At 36.4% G+C, this 20028-nt stretch carries 17 protein-coding genes; 3 read left to right on the forward strand and 14 right to left on the reverse strand.

Going from position 1 to position 20028, the window contains the following annotated elements; all coding sequences use genetic code 11:
• Positions 1-13: 13 nt before the first annotated feature.
• The 8 genes from BM361_RS02725 to BM361_RS02760 all read right to left on the reverse strand — a co-directional run bounded on the left by BM361_RS02725 (position 14) and on the right by BM361_RS02760 (position 11644).
• Positions 14-1285: an adenylosuccinate synthase gene (locus BM361_RS02725; RefSeq protein WP_074976764.1), complete on the reverse strand. Its 1272-nt coding sequence runs from the start codon at positions 1283-1285 to the stop codon at positions 14-16.
• A gap of 22 nt (positions 1286-1307) precedes the next feature.
• Positions 1308-1751 carry a Fur family transcriptional regulator gene (locus BM361_RS02730; protein WP_038265093.1) on the reverse strand — a complete coding sequence of 148 codons (444 nt, stop codon included), beginning with the start codon at positions 1749-1751 and terminating at the stop codon, positions 1308-1310.
• Positions 1752-1792: 41 nt separating this feature from the next.
• Positions 1793-3997, reverse strand: coding sequence for a RelA/SpoT family protein (locus BM361_RS02735; RefSeq protein WP_074976766.1), 2205 nt, complete (start codon positions 3995-3997; stop codon positions 1793-1795).
• 41 nt (positions 3998-4038) lie between these two features.
• Positions 4039-5271: a M48 family metallopeptidase gene (locus tag BM361_RS02740; RefSeq protein ID WP_074976768.1), complete on the reverse strand. Its 1233-nt coding sequence runs from the start codon at positions 5269-5271 to the stop codon at positions 4039-4041.
• A 36-nt stretch (positions 5272-5307) separates the two neighbouring features.
• On the reverse strand, positions 5308-6111 hold the full coding sequence (locus BM361_RS02745) for a TrmH family RNA methyltransferase (protein WP_038265084.1): 804 nt from the start codon (positions 6109-6111) through the stop codon (positions 5308-5310).
• 77 nt (positions 6112-6188) lie between these two features.
• Positions 6189-7493: an amidohydrolase family protein gene (locus tag BM361_RS02750; protein ID WP_074976769.1), complete on the reverse strand. Its 1305-nt coding sequence runs from the start codon at positions 7491-7493 to the stop codon at positions 6189-6191.
• Positions 7494-7505: 12 nt separating this feature from the next.
• On the reverse strand, positions 7506-10496 hold the full coding sequence (locus BM361_RS02755; protein WP_074976771.1) for an amidohydrolase family protein: 2991 nt from the start codon (positions 10494-10496) through the stop codon (positions 7506-7508).
• Positions 10497-10576: 80 nt separating this feature from the next.
• Entirely contained in the window at positions 10577-11644 is a 1068-nt protein-coding gene (locus tag BM361_RS02760; RefSeq protein ID WP_074976772.1) for a DUF3810 domain-containing protein, read from the reverse strand.
• Positions 11645-11719: 75 nt separating this feature from the next.
• Between BM361_RS02760 and BM361_RS02765 the strand changes: the two genes are divergently transcribed.
• Positions 11720-13180 (forward strand): aminoacyl-histidine dipeptidase, encoded by a 1461-nt coding sequence (locus BM361_RS02765; protein ID WP_074977366.1) that lies wholly within the window; start codon positions 11720-11722, stop codon positions 13178-13180.
• Between the two features lie 57 nt (positions 13181-13237).
• Here BM361_RS02765 and BM361_RS02770 read toward each other — a convergent pair whose 3' ends face one another.
• The 3 genes from BM361_RS02770 to BM361_RS02780 are packed head-to-tail and all read right to left on the reverse strand — an operon-like array spanning position 13238 to position 15994.
• Positions 13238-14389 carry a peptidylprolyl isomerase gene (locus BM361_RS02770; RefSeq protein WP_074976774.1) on the reverse strand — a complete coding sequence of 384 codons (1152 nt, stop codon included), beginning with the start codon at positions 14387-14389 and terminating at the stop codon, positions 13238-13240.
• 24 nt (positions 14390-14413) lie between these two features.
• A complete protein-coding gene (gldI, locus tag BM361_RS02775) occupies positions 14414-14980 on the reverse strand; it encodes a gliding motility-associated peptidyl-prolyl isomerase GldI (protein WP_074976776.1) in 567 nt (188 codons plus the stop codon).
• On the reverse strand, positions 14981-15994 hold the full coding sequence (locus BM361_RS02780) for a DHH family phosphoesterase (protein ID WP_074976778.1): 1014 nt from the start codon (positions 15992-15994) through the stop codon (positions 14981-14983). It lies immediately after the preceding gene.
• Positions 15995-16072: 78 nt separating this feature from the next.
• On the opposite strand from BM361_RS02780, the gene BM361_RS02785 reads away from it, so the two are divergent.
• Both BM361_RS02785 and BM361_RS02790 read left to right on the forward strand, forming a co-directional pair.
• The gene (locus BM361_RS02785) at positions 16073-17101 is read left to right on the forward strand and encodes an alkaline phosphatase D family protein (protein WP_074976780.1); all 1029 of its coding nucleotides are present in this window, start codon (positions 16073-16075) and stop codon (positions 17099-17101) included.
• Positions 17102-17156: 55 nt separating this feature from the next.
• Entirely contained in the window at positions 17157-17576 is a 420-nt protein-coding gene (locus BM361_RS02790) for a nucleoside-diphosphate kinase (RefSeq protein ID WP_038265064.1), read from the forward strand.
• Positions 17577-17629: 53 nt separating this feature from the next.
• On the opposite strand, the gene BM361_RS02795 is transcribed toward BM361_RS02790, so the two are convergent.
• The 3 genes from BM361_RS02795 to nhaA all read right to left on the reverse strand — a co-directional run bounded on the left by BM361_RS02795 (position 17630) and on the right by nhaA (position 19867).
• Positions 17630-17854 carry a hypothetical protein gene (locus tag BM361_RS02795; protein WP_074976781.1) on the reverse strand — a complete coding sequence of 75 codons (225 nt, stop codon included), beginning with the start codon at positions 17852-17854 and terminating at the stop codon, positions 17630-17632.
• 10 nt (positions 17855-17864) lie between these two features.
• Positions 17865-18362 (reverse strand): DinB family protein, encoded by a 498-nt coding sequence (locus BM361_RS02800; protein ID WP_074976783.1) that lies wholly within the window; start codon positions 18360-18362, stop codon positions 17865-17867.
• 191 nt (positions 18363-18553) lie between these two features.
• Positions 18554-19867, reverse strand: a complete 1314-nt coding sequence (gene nhaA, locus BM361_RS02805; protein WP_074976785.1) for a Na+/H+ antiporter NhaA — start codon at positions 19865-19867, stop codon at positions 18554-18556.
• Positions 19868-20028 lie beyond the last annotated feature (161 nt).

Raw genomic sequence — 20028 nt, forward strand, 5'->3', positions numbered from 1 at the left:
GCGTTTTTGTTATTTATAGGTGAATGGTTTGTTTTCTGTCCGGACCGACCGAAACAATTTTAATTGGCACCTCAAGTTCTTTTTCCAGGAAGCTAATATATTCATTCAGTTCTGATGGAAACTCTTCAGCGGAATTAAGTCCTGTAAGATCTTTAGACCATCCTTTCATTTCAATGTATACTGGATTGACATTTTCAGGTTCAATATTGTAAGGAAGGTGGTTCACTACTTCACCGTTATACTCATATCCGGTACATACTTTTAAGGTTTTAAAACCACTAAGTACATCAGCTTTCATCATCATAAGTTGGGTTACCCCATTTACCTGTACTGCATAACGCAAGGCTACCAGGTCTAACCAACCACAACGTCTTTTTCTACCGGTTGTAGCTCCGAATTCATTACCTACCCGTCCTAATGTTTCTCCGTCTTCATCAAACAATTCGGTAGGGAAGGGGCCACTACCTACTCGGGTAGTATAAGCTTTAAAAATACCTAAAACCTCGCCAATTTTATTAGGAGCAACTCCTAAACCGGTACATGCACCTGCCGCCGTTGTATTGGAAGAGGTAACAAATGGATAGGTTCCAAAATCAATATCCAATAAAGATCCCTGTGCACCTTCTGCTAAAATAGTCTTACCTGATTTCATTGCCTGAAAAACAAATTCTTCACTGTCGATAAATGTAAGTTGTTTTAGCGCGTCAATTGCCTCAAAGAAATCTTTCTCTAATTCGGCTAAATCGTATTGAATATCAACATTGAAGAACTTAATCATTTCTTCATGCTTATTAGCCAGAGATCGGTATCGTTCTTTCCAGTCTTCTAATTCAAGATCTCCAACCCTGATCCCATTTCGCCCAGTTTTATCCATATAAGTTGGACCAATTCCCTTAAGGGTCGAACCTATTTTAGCCTTACCTTTTGATGCTTCAGAAGCAGCATCCAATAACCGGTGTGTTGGTAAAATAAGGTGGGCTTTTCTCGAAATCAGGAGCTTTTCTTTAATATTGATTTCAAATTGACTAAGATTGTCAATTTCCTTTTTAAATATTACCGGATCAATTACAACACCATTTCCAACAACATTGATGGCATTTTTGTGAAAAATACCTGAAGGAATAGTATGAAGGACATGTTTAATGCCATCAAACTCTAGTGTATGTCCAGCGTTGGGTCCGCCCTGAAAACGAGCGATAATATCATAATCTTTGGTGAGAACGTCAACAATTTTACCTTTTCCTTCGTCTCCCCATTGTAATCCTAGTAGTAAATCTACCGCCATTGTGTTATTTATGTGTAGTTAATTAATTGTCTTTATTTTTTGTGCCGTAAAAATACAACGAATGGTTTTGAATTTTAATATCAAAAACCTCTTCAATTGTTTTTTTTATGGTTTGGATGCGTGGATCGCAGAATTCTAACACTTCACCAGTATCTGTTAAAATTACATGATCATGCTGTTTATCGAAGAATGATTTTTCGTAATGAGCCTGACTTTGACCAAACTGATGTTTACGTACCAGATTACATTCTAAAAGAAGTTCAATGGTGTTATACAGTGTAGCACGACTTACACGATAGTTTTTATTTTTCATTTTGATATAAAGACTTTCTATATCAAAATGTTCTTCGTTATCATATATTTCCTGAAGTATAGCATAGCGTTCAGGTGTCTTACGGTGCCCGTTTTCTTCTAAAAATTTAGTAAAAACGTTTTTTACAATCTCTTGATTTTTATTGTCATTCATTATCGAAAATTCAAAATCAGCTACAAATGTACGGTTTAATATTAAATTCGAGTTACTTTATCTATTCCGTTAACTTTTTTTAGGTTTTCTATTAGTTTTTTAAGGATGATATTGTTTTTTACCTCAAGGGTGATATTTCCTGAAAACACCCCATCATTGGTGTCGAATTTAATATTCTTCATATTAACATGCATATTGTTTGAGATCACTTTGGTAACATTACTAACCAGTCCTATTTTATCAATACCTGTTAATCTAATATTGGCTGTAAAGTTTTGTTGTGAAGAGTCGACCCATTTGGCTTGAATGATACGATATGCAAAATTAGATTGTAAAGCTAAAGCATTTGGACAGTCTTTTTTATGTACTTTGATTCCTTCGTTTACGGTTACAAAACCAAAGACGTCATCTCCCGGAATAGGGTTACAGCAGTTAGCGATTTTATAATCTAGTTTTTCTTCTTCTTTTCCAAAAACTAACAGATCGTATTTATTTGTTATTTCATCTTTGTGAATTTCTTCTGCTGCGGTCCCTTTCTTCATTCTATTTTTGAAGAAATTGATGAACGTATTTGTTCGCGAAGCCGCAAAGTCTTTTAGCATTTGGTTGTCAATTTTACCAATACCCACCCGGTAAAACAGATCTAAGCTTGTTTTCAGTTTAAAGTAGACCACCAATTGGTTGACTGTCTTTTCATTCAGAGTTATTTTAAGCTGCTTTAATTTACGACGTAGAATTTCTTTACCATCTTCAGCAATACCTCTTTTTTCTTCTCGTAAGGCTGATTTAATCTTAGAGCGAGCTCGGGCTGTAGTGGCATAATCGAGCCAGTTAGCATTCGGTTTAGAGCTATCTGAAGTTATAACTTCGACCTGATCACCGCTTTTTAAGGGATGGCTCAGCGGGACTAATTTACCATTGACTTTTGCACCACGGGTGTGTAATCCTACTTCGGTATGAATACTGAAAGCAAAATCAAGAGGTGTAGCGTCTTTAGGCAGTGATTTTAAATCTCCTTTTGGCGTAAAAACAAATATCTCTTTTGCGTAAAGATTTAGTTTAAACTCTTCGACAAAATCGACGGCATTCATTTCAGGATTTTCCAAAGCTTCCTGAAGCCTGTTCAACCAGACTTCAATTCCTTGCTCTTGCTGTTTACCGTGTTTATATTTAAAGTGAGCCGCATATCCTTTTTCTGCAATTTCGTGCATGCGCTCACTTCTTATCTGCACTTCAACCCAGCGTCCTTTTGGCCCCATAACGGTTATATGTAGGGCTTCATACCCAGTGGATTTGGGTGAAGATATCCAATCTCTAAGTCTTACAGGGTTTGGTCTAAAGTGATCGGTAACCACGGAATATATTTTCCATGCCAGGAATTTTTCGTTGGCATAGTCACTTTTATAGATGATTCGAATAGCAAACTTATCGTAGACTTCATCAAAGCTAACATTTTGAGCAAGCATTTTTCTTCTGATAGAGAAGATTGATTTCGGTCTTCCTTTAATGGTGTAATTAAGGCCTTCGTTATCCAGGGTTTCTTTAATTACATTGCTAAAGGTTTCGATGTATTCATTTTGCTCTTCTTTGCTTTCTTCTATTTTTCCGAGAATGTCATTATAAACATCAGGCTCGGTATATTTTAACCCGAGATCCTCCAGTTCTGTTTTGATATTGTAAAGCCCAATTCGGTGTGCTAAAGGAGCATATATGTATAAGGTCTCGGATGCTATTTTCACTTGTTTATGCTCCGGCATTGACTCCATGGTTTGCATGTTGTGCAAGCGATCGGCTATCTTTATTAAAATTACCCTAACATCATCATTAAGGGTCAGGAGCATCTTTCTAAAGTTCTCAGCTTGGAGTGAGATATCTTGTTCAGAGCTTATCATGGAGATTTTGGTCAGACCATCTACAATTTTCGCAATGGTTTCACCAAATAATCTTTCAAGGTCTTCAAGTGTGTAATCCGTGTCTTCTACTACATCATGTAATAGGGCTGCTGCAATGGCTGTCGCATCCAATCCTATTTCACGAGCGACTATTTTGGCTACTGCGATTGGGTGGAATATATAGGCTTCCCCACTTTTTCTCCGTTGTTCCTTATGGGCATCAACAGCTGTATCAAATGCTTTTCTAATGAGCTTCTTATCGTCATCTGAAAGCGCTTGATAACTTATGCGCAACAGTTCTTTATACTGTTTGGCAATTTGTTTATTCTCTAATTCCGTATCAATTACAGCCATATATTAAATTTAACACAATCTTTATTATTTAACAACAAAATCTATGCCTTAAGTTTACGCATCCGTTGCAAAAGCGTTGGATGTGAATAATGGACAAATACATAAGTTGGATGTGGGGTAAGATTACTTAAATTATTTTTAGATAGTTTTTTTAACGATGTGATAAGAGGTTCTGCTTTATAAGTGTCTTTAGCATAATGATCTGCCTGGTATTCAAATTTTCTGGAAATGAAATTCATGATCAGTCCTGTAAGCTCTGAGATAGGCGTGTACAGGATACCGAAAGCAATTAATCCTGCATGGAAACTTGGCTGACTCACCCCAATAGCCATGGAGAATTCGGGAATGTTTATAAACAGGGATAAGATATATAATGTAATTCCCGTAAGCAGAATTGAGGCAATGAGGTTAAATATGATATGCTTGTGTTTGTAGTGACCTACTTCATGCGCTAAAACTGCCAAAATTTCATCTTCTTCCAGGTCGTTTATAAGGGTATCATATAAGGTAACTTGTTTCTGAGAACCAAACCCAGAGAAATAAGCATTAGCTTTTGTAGATCTTTTTGAGCCGTCTATCACAAATATCTTATTGATATTAAACCCAATTTTTGAAGCATATGCTTCTATTTTCTTTTTGAGGGATCCATCCTCTAAGGGTGTTTGTTTATTGAACAGGGGTACAATTAACCTGGTATAAAACATATTCATGAAAATTGTAAATACAGCAATCAAGCCCCATGCGTATAGCCAGAAGTTCGCTCCGGTAACCTTATAAAACCAAATGATAATGGCTAAGATGCCTCCTCCCAGGATCACTGTCATTATCCAACCTTTGATCTTATCTATAAAAAATGTTTTTTTAGTGGTTTTGTTAAATCCGAATTTCTCTTCAATAACAAAGGTGTGATAATATGAAAACGGAGTGCTAAGAATATCTGAAGCAAACATGATAATCCCAAAAAAGACAAGAGCAATCACAATTTCATTATTTGAGCTATTACGGGCTAACCTATCTACAAAATCGAATCCATCGAGAAAGAAAAAAGCTAGTGTGGCAACGATTGAAATTGTAGAAGTGAGGGTGCTGAATTTATAATTTGTGGTTTTGTATCGTTGTGATTTTTCATATTCTTCGTTATCGTATACATCTTTTAAATCATCAGGAACCGGATCATTGAAATGATTTGCATTCAAGCGATCAAGAATCTTATCGAAGATAAAATCAACAATTAATATGGTGATGATAATATAAAACAAGGTGTCAGGATTCATTGTATGAATGATGTTTTGGAGTTATTGTGAGCTTATCTAGTTAAAGGAACGTTGTCTTTTAGCTTCAAAAATAATAATAGCTGCAGATACAGAAACATTCATTGAGTCTATTTCTCCTTGCATTGGAATTATTATGTTACGGGAGGCATTTTCTAGCCATTCATCGCTTAATCCTGTAGCTTCGGTTCCCACTACAATGGCAGTAGGGTTCGTGTAATCGATCGTATGATAATTAACGGATGCTGTTAGTGCTGCACAATTAATCTGAATGTTACGATCTTTAAGAAATTTTATTATTTCCTGGGTTGTTCCAGCGGCAATTTGATTGGTGAATACACATCCTACACTTGATCTGATAATATTGGGGTTGTAGAGGTCTGTTTTTGGATTAGCAATTATAACCGCATCAACAGCGGCGGCATCTGCTGTTCTCAATAATGCTCCTATATTTCCCGGCTTTTCAGGTGCTTCGGCAACAAGAATTAATGGGGTGTTATTTTTAAAACTAAGTTCTTCCAGCGAATGTTTTTTAGTATTTGCAATAGCAATAATTCCTTCGGTGGTTTGTCTGTAGGAAATTTTTTGGTAAACTTCTTTTGAAATTTCTATTAAATCAGGGGTGAAATTACATGTTCTTACCAACTCTTCAATCTTAACAACAGGACATATGTCATTATAAAATAGTATCCTATTGAGCTGATAACCGCCTTTAAGCGCAAGTTGTACCTCTCTAAGCCCTTCAATGACAAAGGTGCCTGATTTTCTGCGTTCTCGCGACTTTTCTTTTAATAAAACGATTTCCTTAATCAGGGAATTCTGTGTACTAGTAATCTTTTTCAATGCTAGAAATTTTAGCAAAATTAAGCAAAAAAGCGTGCCATCAGGCACGCTTTTATTTTCAATGTAGATCGTATTATTTATTTACCATTAATCTTTGAGTTATACCTATGGTATAATTCAGTTTGATGGCTTTCGAGACTAATGTCTCTTCCTTGAATGAATGCTTTAGAAAGCTTATTAGTTCGCATGTCTAATGCATCTCCTTCACTTATAAATAAGGTAGCATCTTTACCAATCTCGAGGGAACCTGCTAAATCATCAATTCCTAAAATTTTAGCAGCATTTAAGGTTAAAAGAGCTATAGCTTGTTCTTTGTTTAAACCATATGCTGCAAAGGTTCCTGCATAGAAGGGTAGGTTTCGGGTATTCATACGCTCCATGCTACCGCTGGGGTCAATACTAACTAATACACCTTTTTCTGTTAATAATGCAGCTAATTTATAAGGCTGCTTTACATTAGTATCCTCTCCGGCCGGGAGGCTATGCGGTCTGCCAACCAAAACAGGGATATTGTTTTCAGCAAGCATGTCGGCAACTTTATAGGATTCCCGGCCACCAACAATTACAATTTTTATATTATTTTCTTGGGAGAAATTAATAGCATCCAATATTTCCTTTTCACCGTCTACATGGATATAAAGTTTTTGAGTACCATCGATTAATCCGGATAAGGCTTCATATGGCAAATTTCTGGGGGTCTGATCTCCTTTTAAGTATGCTTTGGCTTCATTTATAAAAGAAACTACATCATCAAGATCTTCCGGGTATTTTTTATTTGGCTTCATACCCGGGTCTTCACCTAGCCACCAACGACCCCTGGTAAAGCTGTTCGGCCAATTAAGGTGAATAGCATCGTCTACTTTTATGGCGGCATCTTCCCAATTCCAGGCATCCAACTGCACTACAGAAGAGGTGCCGGATATTCTTCCTCCTCTTGGTGTTATTTGTGCCATTAACACCCCATTAGGTCTCATGGACTCTACGATTTGAGATTCAGCATTATAGGCAATTAAACTTCTTATATTAGGAATCATGCCTCCAATCTCATCTTCGTCATCTGTGGCACGTACGGCATCTATTTCCACCAAGCCCAGGGTCGCATTACATGCAATGAATCCGGGATAAACGTGTTTTCCAGCGGCTTCAATAATTTCATCATATGCCTGTTGATCTAACTTGCTTGTGGTGGCATCTGCAACCAGAGATAGTTTACCATCTTTAAATCCAATTAGACTGTTTTCTATAACTTCTCCATTCCCTAAATGGGCGGTAGCGTTCATTATTAGTATCGATTTGGATTGCTTCGGTGCCGGTGTTTGTTGTGCCATTATCGAGGTAATGGCAAAAACACATGCAGCAATATTTAGTATTGTTTTTTTCATCTGTTTAAATTTTTATAATGAATCACAGTGAAAGTGTTTTTCTTCTTTTTTCACGGGAGCTTGTGTTTTCATGCCATTATTTTTTGCGGCAATCATCATGTTGATAAGCTCGTTACGTTCGGTATTGATACTGTTTTGCATTTCCTGCATGGTTTCATAGTCGTAGTAAACAGTACCTTCAATCATTGTTTTTTCTGCTATGGCATAGATAGAAAGTGGATGATCACTCCAAAGCACTAAATCTGCATCTTTACCTTTTTTAATGCTTCCAATTCTATCATCTAAATGCAGTAATTTTGCCGGGTTCAGCGTTACGAACTTCCAGGCATCTTCTTCTGAAACCCCTCCATATTTAATGGTTTTAGCAGCCTCCTGGTTTAGTCTTCTCGACATTTCTGCATCATCAGAATTGATTGCTACAGTAACCCCTGCATCATGCATTATGGCTGCATTATAAGGAATCGCATCTTTCACCTCATATTTATAAGCCCACCAGTCAGAAAAAGTAGATCCTCCTACACCGTGTTCTACCATTTTATCGGCTACTTTATATCCTTCAAGGATATGCGTGAATGTATTAACATTAAAGTTGAAATTGTCAGCGACTTTCATCAGCATATTAATTTCACTTTGCACATAGGAATGACAGGAGATAAATCTTTCTTTATTGATGATTTCAGCAATAGTTTCCATTTCAATATCATACCTTGGAGCTTTTGAATTGGCTTTCGCTCTTCGTGAAAGTTGGTTATAATTATTCCAGGATTCTTTGTATTCTTTTGCTCTTTGGAAGTAGTCCGTAAAAACTTGTTCTACACCCATTCTGGTTTGAGGAAAACGAATGGTTTGCGTAGTTCCCCAATTCGATTGCTTAACATTCTCTCCCAATGCGAACTTTATAAATTTCGGGGCATTATCGATTAACATATCTTCAGCACTTCCTCCCCATTTTAATTTGATCAAGGCAGAACGTCCTCCAATAGGATTAGCAGATCCGTGAAGAATCTGAATGGTAGTTACTCCACCTGACAAATTTCTATAAATGTTGATGTCATCCGGGTTTACAACATCTCCGATATTGACTTCAGCTGATGAATTATGACCTGCTTCATTAATGGCATCAGCAGCAATGTGAGAATGCTCATCTATTATACCAGTAGTTAGGTGTTTACCTGTGGCATCGATCACCCTAGCTTCATTTGAGGATAAGCTAGTTCCAATCTCTGCAATTTTACCATTTTTGACTAAAACATCAGTGTTTTTTAAAACACCTTCATTTTCATTAGTCCAGACGGTAGCATTTTTAAATAAAATTGTTTCTTGCTGCGGGGTGTTTTTAAATCCGTAAGCTTTGTTAGGGAAAGAAACCGGGAATACTTTAGGTTGTACCTCGTTTTTATCTTGTTTCTTTTTAGACTCAAAATCGGAAGTTTTGGTTGCATACCAATTCACTGAAGTTCCATTGGCTAATACACCAGAGCCATTAAGGTTGTCTGATTTTGTTACCTTGGTGGTTAATCTTGTATAGGTTTTACTGCCATCAGTTTCGGGTGCAAAAAAGACATTAACCCATCCATTATTATATTCTAATTTTGAAGCAATTTTTAAGGTGTCTTTTTTAATTTCGATTGAAGGGCTTTCTATTTTTCCTTTTATACTTAAGTTGTATTCGGTACCATTCACCTTTAAATTATAATCGCCACGAATATCTTTAATATTCATATTATTTATAATATGTTTCTGACCTTGAACCCAGTTCTCATATAGCGTGGTTGATTTCTCAAATAAAGGTCCGGATGTAATTAAGAAATTAGCATGTGTTCCATTTTTCAAAGATCCCATTTCGTCACTTTTACCAAGTAATTTTGCCGGAACTTCTGTCAATGCAGCTAAAGCAATCTCAGGCGCCAAACCATATTCAATAGCCTTCATCAAGTTACTTTTAAATTCTGAGACTTTTTTATTTTCTGCAGTAGTTAAAGCGAACGAAATATTATTGCTTGAGAGTACTGAAAGATTTGTCGGTGCCTGATTCCATTGACGCATATCTGATAGCGAAACTTTAGAAGCCTGATAGGGGTCTGTTACATCATAAGCATTCGGAAAGTTCAGGGGGATAATTAAAGGTGAATTGAGGTTTTTAATTTCATCAATTCGCTCATATTCATACCCACTTCCCTTAATGATATACTTTATATCAAATTCATTTCCAATCTTGTTTGCTCTAAGCGCATTAAGTTTGTTGTTTCCGGCATCAAAAATTTGTGGAAGTTCCTGATTCTTAATCAAGGCTTCAATAGCCATGTCTTTATTGTCAGCATTTCCTTTAGCATACCAGTCAGCATCATGGTAAAGTTGTCTCAGTAAAGCCATTGCCCCCATTAATGATGTTGGGTAGGATTGGTTAGAAGCAGCACTTTTGTCAAATGATAAAAACTGAGATGATTTTTGCTCTAATATTCTTTCACTGTTATTGGCTTCTGAATTTAGTGCCACCAAAACTCCTGAACCTCTCACGATACCATCAGCAATATGAGTGTTCACGACCCCAAATCCATTTTCAACAAGTTCTTTAGCTTTATTAGTGTCGAATTTAAACTTGTTAACTGCATCCTGATCCGGTATGATATGGTCATTCCAGTAATAACCTTTACGACTTGCATCATACTGCGGGCCGGAACTTCTTTGTCTTTTTGGTTTTTCGACACCAAATTCGGAATAAATATCAATGAATGAAGGGTAAATGTATTTTCCTTCCAGGTTTATTGTTATTGAGTTGTCTGGTACTTCAATTGAAGTCCCGGCAGCAATAACCTTTCCTTTTTGAATAAGAAGTGTTGCGTTTTCCAGCACTTCAGTAGGGGTCACATAAATTTTTGCATTTGTAAACGCGGTATAACTATTTTTTGAGGTTTTAACGCCGTCATTTTTCGGAAAATATTCTTGAGAAAAGACCGAAAAACTTAACCATAGCATACATAGCGATAGTAGTTTTACTCTCATGTATTAATTAATTTAGATTAGCTTTCTAAAATTATAATAACTTTAAGAAGAATAGGGGGTGTTAAGTTTTTTTTAACGTTTTAAAAAGGGTTCTTTTTATAATAGTTAATTAATAGCGCCACTACATAGCTGTAGGTTTTAATGCCATCTTTTTGGTTGTTTGCTTTCAAGAAGGTATTGAAGGTTTGTTTAAAAGCCGGCTCTGCTTTGGTTTTATGTTTTCGCCAGAAATTAGCAACTTCGACATAATTCTTAATAATTCCGGAATTTATTTTGGTATTGTATTCTTCGAATAATTCAGGATCGTTTCGTTTAATCTCACCTAAAAAATAGCGCATTACATATAAGTATCCCGAATATTGGAAATAAATATCGTCATTGTGAACTGCGGCTAAATATCCTATGAAGTTAGCTTCATTTTCTGCTGAATAACCAATTTGATGAGCTTCCTCATGACAACTAACTGTCGGGTATTTAAAATCAACCTGCAGGCCGTTTACCTGTGCTTCATTGGTGAATGGATTCAGGTATCCACTGTACCCCATATAGGTTAGGGCCGTACTATACAATGATGTTTTAATACTTTTCGGAGAATACTGAAGATCCGGGATCTTTTCAGAGAGATTTTGATACCCATTTTTGGTCATTCTGTACATCTCATTTTTGGAGTAAGGAATCTTAACCAGAACCGTGTCATTGTTTGTTATTTGCAGATGGAGCTCATTACACTTAGCAACGAGTTGATCTGTAAAATTCAGAAGTTCTTCATAAGAGTATTCATTGCCAATATTTAAAGATTCATGAATTGGTTTTCTGTAATAATTCATGCCCCAAAAAAGATGGAAAGTAAAATACAGGAAAGAGATAAGAACGAACATTTCTCTAAAAAAATTTCGAGTTTGTTCAAAGAACATCTTTCCTCTTAATATAAGAAAGCGCATAATTAATATGGTTGCTATTGTATAAAAAACATCTCCAACAGAGAATGGGATCCAGCCAAATGTATAGCGTAAAGATTTGGATAAGAATGGATAAAAGCCATTGCTATAATAGGTTTCTATCCAATCAGGGTGACTCCCCAGCCATTTTACCAGTAAAATTTGTGGGAAGATTGAAAGGGCCAGAATCGTTTTTAATCTTTTAGACATGAATTCAAATTTAACCAAATTAATGACATTCTTGATAAGATGGTTACTTTTGTAGCGATAAAAAACACTAAAGACATGAGTAAAGAAATAAGAACACTTGCGCCTCAATCAGTTTGGAATTGTTTTGCTGATTTAAACGCTGTACCCAGAGCATCTAAAAAAGAGGAGGAGGTCATCGCTTTTATGATGGATTTTGGTCGTAAATTGGGATTAGAAACCCTAAAAGATGAAGTAGGAAATGTAATCATACGAAAGCCTGCCACAAGTGGTATGGGAGACAGGACTCCTATCGTTATGCAATCCCATCTAGATATGGTACATCAAAAAAATGCAGGAACTAATTTTGATTTCAATACGCAGGGAATAGATATGTATATTGATGGAGAATGGGTTAAAGCTAAGGGGACTACTTTGGGTGCTGATAACGGAATGGGAGTGGCCGCTATTATGGCGATTCTTCAGAGTAATGATATTCCACATCCGGCATTAGAGGCTTTATTTACGATTGATGAAGAAACTGGTATGACGGGTGCAATGGGATTAAAAGGGGGTGTGCTTAAAGGTGAGATTTTATTGAACTTAGACACGGAAGAAGATGATGAAATAGATATAGGATGTGCAGGCGGCGTAGATATTACAGCCAGCAGAACCTATAATGAAGAACCAGTTCCGGAAGGGACCATTGCATATCAGCTATTGATAAAAGGTCTTCAAGGGGGGCATAGTGGTATGGATATTCATAAAGGATTGGGTAATGCCAATAAGATCATGAATAGGATGCTTTTTGCAGGATTTGAAAATTATGGGTTGCGAGTAGCTGAAATTAATGGAGGAGGTTTAAGAAATGCGATTCCGCGTGAGAGTACTGGTATCGTGGTCATTGATAAGGTGCATAAAGAGGCATTTGAATATGAATTTAACCAACTCGCTGAGGTTGTTAAGTCAGAATTAAAGACTATGGAGCCTGATCTATCTATCACAGCTCAACCAACCAATATCCCTTCTAAGGTAATGTCTTTGGGTGTGCAAGAGGGTGTTATTAACGCCATATATGCAGCACATAATGGGGTATACAGGATGAGTGCTGATATGGATGATTTGGTAGAGACTTCCAATAACCTGGCAAGGGTTACCATAAAAGATGGTAAAGTTGAAGTTATGTGTCTGACCAGATCGTCTGTAGAATCTTCCAAAGAAGATCTGGCAAATACGCTTAGAGCTACTTTTGAATTAGCGGGATTTGAAGTGTTATTGAGTGGCGCTTATCCGGGATGGACTCCAAATGTAAACTCGCCTATATTAGAAGTTTTAAAAGAAAAGTATGCGAAGCTTTTTAATGAGGAACCAGAGGTTGTGGCTTGCCATGCCGGATTAGAGTGTGGTATTTTAGGTCAGAATTATCCGGATATGGATATGATTAGTTATGGTCCTACGATTCGAGGGGCTCATTCACCAGATGAACGGGTAAATATAGCCTCGGTTCAAAAGTTCTGGAAATTTACTCTAGAGATTTTAAAAGACATACCAAAAAAATAATTGGATTTAAAAAAGCCTCGCATCGCGAGGCTTTTTTATTATTCTTACTGCTAAATTTTATTCCTGAGGTTTGGTTATTTGAAGATCAAAAACCAAGTCGGTATTTGGAGGAATTGGTCCGGAACCTGTTGTCCCGTATGCTAAATGAGAAGGGATGAACAAGCGGATTTTATCTCCATAATTCATTAAAAACAAACCTTCTTTAAATCCGGCAACTAATTGAGCATCTAAACTTAATGCCGTAGGGAATGGCTGATACCCGTTACGTCTTAACTTACTTTGTTGTACAGCATTCATTTTTTCAGCAACATCTAACCAACTTGTGTCAAAAAGAAGTCCATCTGTGAAATAACCTGCATAGTTCACCAATACTGTATCCCCTTCCTTTGGTTTTTCGTCGGTTCCTTTTTCAAGAACAATATATTTAAGTCCAGATTCGGTTTCTTCTGCTTCCGGCAATTGGGCTTCTATCTCTTTTGCCAGATCTTCGGCTGCTTTTCTAGCCTCCTCAGCTTTTTTATTCGCTTCTTCAAAATAATCGGTAAAAACCTGAACGGCATCAAAGCTTTTAGCCTCTTTACCGTTTCTTATAATTTTAATGTTATTCATTACGATACTATCAAGCGGTCGATCTTGAGGGTTCGTTTCAGTGGTTGCTATCGAGTCAATTACATCAAGTCCTTTAACCACTTCTCCAAAAACAGCATGACAGCTTACTCTAGGGTTTTCACAAGGCTTAATATTTCCTCTTTCATCGTATGCATCTAAAAACTTAGTTGCTTTATGGGTGATGAAGAACTGGCTTCCGTTTGTGCCAAATCCTGCATTAGCCATAGAAAGTATTCCTTTTTTATCATGTGATAAACTTTTGTCGAATTCATCTTTAAATTTATAGCCTGGGTTACCATTCCCTTGCCCCGTAGGATCACCGGATTGAATCATAAAATCTTCAATTACACGGTGAAAAATTACGCCATCATAATACTTTTTTCCTTTAATTGAATCTGTCACAAAAGGATTAGTTCCTTCTGCCAGCGTTACAAAATTGGCAACTGTTACCGGAGTTTTGTCGTAGGTAAGTTTTACAATAATCTCTCCTTTTGTGGTTTGGATATCGGCAAACAGACCGTCGCCAAGCTCACTGTATTTAGAGGAACAACTGGCTACTAACAAGCCAAGCATTACAATAAGTAAATTTATTTTTTTCATGTTTAATGTATTTATAGGTATGATTTAGTTCTTGTTATTTTTTAATGAGTCACTTGCAGCTTCAATGATGTCTATTAACTTGATGGTACTAATCAGTGGCTGGTTGGTGCCTATTTTTTGATCATCACCGTGGTATCCATACCCCATAACTGATGGGAATAGAAAAGTGATTTCCTCCCCTTTTTTCATTAGTTTAATTCCAGTTCTTAAGCCCGGGAAATAGTCTTCTTTGTCTACTTTGAATCTTATATTCCCAATTTCTTCACTGGTATATATGGTGTCATTATTCAGGGTGCGAATATTGTAATTAATCAGAACGACATCATCTTCTTTTGGCATGTAAGATGCCGTGGTGTCTTGTTTATTGTAATAATACCAGTACCCATTAGATGAGTTGTAATAGGTGTTTATTGTATCACTTTCAATAATACTTTTAATGTAAGTTTCTTCTTTTTGTAATAGATCTTTATTTCGATCGATGGACTCTCTCATAAAAGAACCTGTTTTACGTGCCACTGGTTTTCTAGGTTCAGGCTCATTACAGGACAGCATCAGAAACAATCCGAATAATAATAGTATGATACGTTTCATTTATTGCAACTCTTTTTGATAAGATGGTAAAATTTCGTTCAATTTATTAATGGTATCTTCCATGTTCATATCGCTTCTTCCCCCTGCAGCGTTTATATGTCCTCCACCATTAAAGTGTTTTCTAGCCATTTCATTTACTGAGAAATCACCTTTCGAACGCAACGATATTTTGATGTAATCACCATCGTTATTTTCGATAAATATAATAGAAAGTTTTACACCTTCAATAGAAAGGCCGTAGTTAACAAATCCTTCGGTATCTCCTTTTTTAAAATTATGTTTTTCAAGTTCTGCTTTAGTCAGGGTTATATAGACCATGTTGTACGCTTCTAAAAAAACTAAATTGTTAAGTGCTACTCCTAAGAGATGTAATTTGTCGATAGAATTGCTATCAAAGATGGCATTGTGAATTTCGGTGTTTTTAGCTCCTTTGTCTATCAGGTCTGCAATAATTCTATGGGTAGTACTGGTTGTTGAGGAAAATCTAAAGGAACCTGTGTCGGTCATTATTCCTGCATAAAGGCATGTTGCTATATCGGCATCAATTTGATCAAGATCCCCTAAATAAGAAATGAAATTGTAGATCATCTCACAGGTAGCACTCATCGATACATCAGAATACGTATACTTCGCATAGCCATCGGGTTGTTGATGATGGTCAATCATTGCAAAATCGACGTCAAGACTTTCAAGGTAGGGCTTCATTTCTTCTATTCTACTTAAAGAATTGAAATCAAGTGTAAAAATCAGGTCTGATGCTTTTAGTGTTCTTTTAGCATAATCTTCCTGATAATCAAACTTTATGACTTCATTATTGCCCGGCATCCATTTTAGGAAGTTCGGATACTCATTTGGTGAAATAACATGTACCGTATGTCCCAATTTCTTCAAATAATGCATTAATCCCAGTGAAGATCCTATTGCATCTCCATCCGGATTTTTATGTGGTATGATTGAAATTTTTTTGGGGCTGGATAGAAACTCTTTTATGTCTTTAATTTGGTTCTCTTTCATGGGGCGCTAAGATACAATTTAATAACGTAGCAATTTTAAAAAGGAATATTACTTTTGTATCAGATCAATATCGTGTTTATGCTAAGATTAATTTGTGCCTTAGGTGCCCTCACTTTGTTCTCGGGCTGCAGTAGTGCTAAGCAAAAAAGCTCTAAGGTAAAGTTCGATAAGGAACTTGTAATTGCTTTCGGCTCGTGTGATAATCAGAAGATAGAAAATCTTTTATGGGATGATGTTCTTAAAAACAATCCGGATGTATGGATTTGGGGTGGAGATAATATTTATTCCGATCCTTATAACAAATACAAAATGATTGGGGATTATGATACACAACTAAGGGGTGATGATTACCGTGAACTGATGAAATCGACAGAAATCATTGGGGTATGGGACGATCATGATTATGGATTGAATGATGGAGGGGTTGAGTTTGAGCACAAAAAGGAATCAGAGCAATTGTTTTATGATTTCTTCAACGAGCCTAAGAACAGTGCACTTCGAAAAAGGGAGGGAACATATAGTTCCAGAACCTACACGAGTAATGCGGGTTCGGTTAAAATAATTTTATTAGATACAAGGTATTTCAGAAGTCCGCTTACTAAAGATTTTGGTTCATCAAAACGTTACATGCCAAATGCTTATGGAGATGGAACTTTACTGGGTGCGGAGCAGTGGAAATGGTTGGAACAGGAGCTTATCAGTAGTAAGGCTGATTTTAATGTTATAGTTAGCAGTATTCAGGTACTTTCAAATAAACATGGTTATGAAATGTGGGGTAATTTTCCTCATGAAGTTGATAAGCTATTTAATTTAATTACAACGAGTAGGGCGAAAGGGGTCATCTTTTTATCGGGAGATCGACACATTTCTGAATTTTCCAAAATCAACATCAATGGATTGGGGTATCCGGTTTATGATTTTACATCCAGTGGGTTGACTCATAGTTATGATAAATTTAATGGTGAAGAGAATCCGTTCAGGGAAGGAAAAGTCATTAAACAACGAAGTTTTGGACTTTTAAAATTAAATCTGGAAACCAGGAAAGTTAAGATGCAGATGGTAGGAGATGGAAATATTTTGCTTCAAGAGTTAGATCAGGTTTATTAAACTCTTGTCAGAATAATTAAAAACACTACTTTTGCACCCAAATTTAAAAACACACATGGCAACAAACAGAACATTTACAATGATTAAGCCTGATGCTGTTGAGAACGGACACATCGGAGCTATTCTAGAAAAAATTACAGCTGCAGGTTTTAAAATTGTAGCATTGAAGTTTACGCAGTTAAGCAAGCGTGATGCTGAAGAATTTTATGCAATTCACAGCGAGCGTCCATTTTTTGGAGAGTTAGTTGAGTTCATGACAAGAGGACCAATAGTTGCTGCAATTTTAGAAAAAGACAATGCAGTTGAGGATTTCAGAACTTTAATTGGGGCTACAAACCCAGAGGAAGCTGCTGAAGGAACAATTCGTAAATTATATGCTACATCCATAGGTGAAAACGCTGTTCACGGTTCAGATAGTGATGAAAATGCAGCTATTGAAGGTGCGTTTCATTTTTCAGGAAGAGAAATTTTCTAGTTTTATCATATATTCAAAACTTGAAAAGCCCCATTTAGGGGCTTTTTTTATTTTCAATCTTTAAGTTCTTCACAATAGAACCCTTCCTTAATTAATGGATTGATGATCTCTTCCGGAGCTACATTTTGTGTTTCAACTCTAAGAATGTTATCGCAATCCTCAAGATCAAAGTTCCAGGAATCAGGATTTCTCGTAATGTTGTTTAAAAGATGTTCAACCTTTTGTTTTATGGTCAGTTCACTATTGATAGATGTTTTAAAGACTAAAACAGTTTTCATAAGTGTCGATTTAATTTTTATCCCAAAACATTGGAGGTTCAATACCAAGCGACCTTAAATAAACATATGCTTGTCCACGGTGATGGATTTCGTTATCAATAAAGTATAGGATTGTAGATTGTACAGTTCCTTCGTATAGGCCAAATGCCAAGATTTCTTTTTGAAAATCTTCTAGAGGGATTTTACTCCAGTAGTTGTTGATTTTATCGGTAAGAGTGTCCCATGCTTTTAAAAGATCTTTTTTGGAGTTCAGGTTGAGGTCTTCATTGTATTCTTGCCATTTATCTGTAACCAGGCCTTCGATGCCTGGTCCTGCTATTGCCAGAAGTTCTTGGATCATTATGGCAAATGGTCGCATTCCGCCTATGGAATGATTAAGAAGTTTTTCTTCCGGAAATGCTTCGATTGTTTTTCTGGTTAGTCTTCTGTGGCCTTGCCAATGTTCTAATAACTGTGCGGGTGTAACGACAGTTTTTGTGATTGCTTTGTGATTTGTTTCACTGCTCATAACGTATATTTTAAATGATTTTTTGTTTGTTATGAGCAAAATTAATCCGGTGTAGTGACAACCCTATGTCAGTAGTACTTTCAAATTTTCCAGTTTTTTAATCAGGGAGCAGCATTCATTTTCAGATGCGGAAATAAATTCAGCTTAATTAGTTAATAATGTCAGTAAATTGAGTCTTTCGCTCAAGGATATCAGTCATCATTTTTTGGGTTCGGTTTACTTGTTATCCTTAAAATCGTATATCCAAGAAGTGCAGACAACATGGATCCGGCAAGGATACCAATTTTGGCTGAGTCTACATAGATAGGTGTATCCGAAAAGGCCAAACTAGCAACAAAAATCGCCATGGTGAAGCCGATTCCCGCCAGACAAGCAACTCCTAGGATCTGTGCTTTACTGATATCTTCCGGAATTTCTATAATTTTTAATTTATTAGTGAGTAATACTAAGGTTGTAATACCAATGCTGTTACCAAAAATAAGACAAAGGGTAATGTTAAGGGCGAGCGCTGTATCGATTCCAGCGTCGCTGCTTAATGAAACACCTGCATTGGCCAATGCAAATATTGGAATGATAAAATAAGCCACCCAGTCGTGTAGTTTGTGTTCCAGGTGTTGTAAGGGTGATTGAAATTTATCGGTCCATTCTTCCAGGTTATCGATTTCGGCTATTTGTTCTTTGGATAATACCGGTTCATCTTCGATCACTCCCTTCTGAATTTTATTGGTAATACTCGAGAGGTTTGAAACAAAAGTTTTTGTACTAATGCGTTGTCTGATTGGTACAGCAAAGGCCAATAATATGCCCGCAATGGTAGGGTGTACTCCAGACTTTAAGAACAGCACCCAAACGATGATACCCGTACCGAATAAGAAATATTTAGAGTAGATTCCTTTATAGGTCAGGTAGTATAAGACTAATAGTAAAACAGCTCCATATATTAACATGTCTATTGCAATATTGTTGGTGTAGAAAACAGCTATAACTAATACAGCTCCGATGTCATCAACGATTGCAAATGCTGTCAAAAATATTTTAAGACTAAGTGGGATACGATTCCCTAACAGTTTTAGTACTGCTAAAGAAAATGCAATATCCGTTGCCATGGGGATTCCCCAACCATTTGAAGTTTCCGGATTAGCATTTAGAAACATAAAAAAGAACATAGGGATTAACATTCCTCCTAAGGCAGCTACAAAGGGAAATGCCATTTTTTTAACGGAGTTTAATTCACCTATGAGTAATTCTCTTTTAATTTCCAGACCTATTAAAAAGAAGAATATGGCCATGAAACCATCATTTACCCATAATAGTAATGGTTTTTGAAGCTCAAAATTTTCTGAGCTGATGCCTATTTTGAAGTTCCATAAATCGGTATAGCTTTCAGAAAACGGGGAGTTAGCCCAGATAACAGCAATGACGGCTGCACAAAAAAGCAAAATACCACTTAAACTTTCAATTTTAACGAATCTTTGAAAAGGACTAATAAAAACTTTTTGGATCATAAGTTATACGGGATGGTAATTTAAGGGATGAAGATAAAAAATAAAACTGATTTATGACGCTTCACAAGTACGGTTCTATGGGGGGTAGGGGATAATTTTTTGAAAAATGGCCAGGTGATTGATGCGTAACAAAAGCTTAATCAAATATTTTTAGTTTAATT

Source organism: Zhouia amylolytica, assembly GCF_900116365.1.
In the GTDB taxonomy this organism is placed as follows: Bacteria; Bacteroidota; Bacteroidia; order Flavobacteriales; family Flavobacteriaceae; genus Zhouia; species Zhouia amylolytica.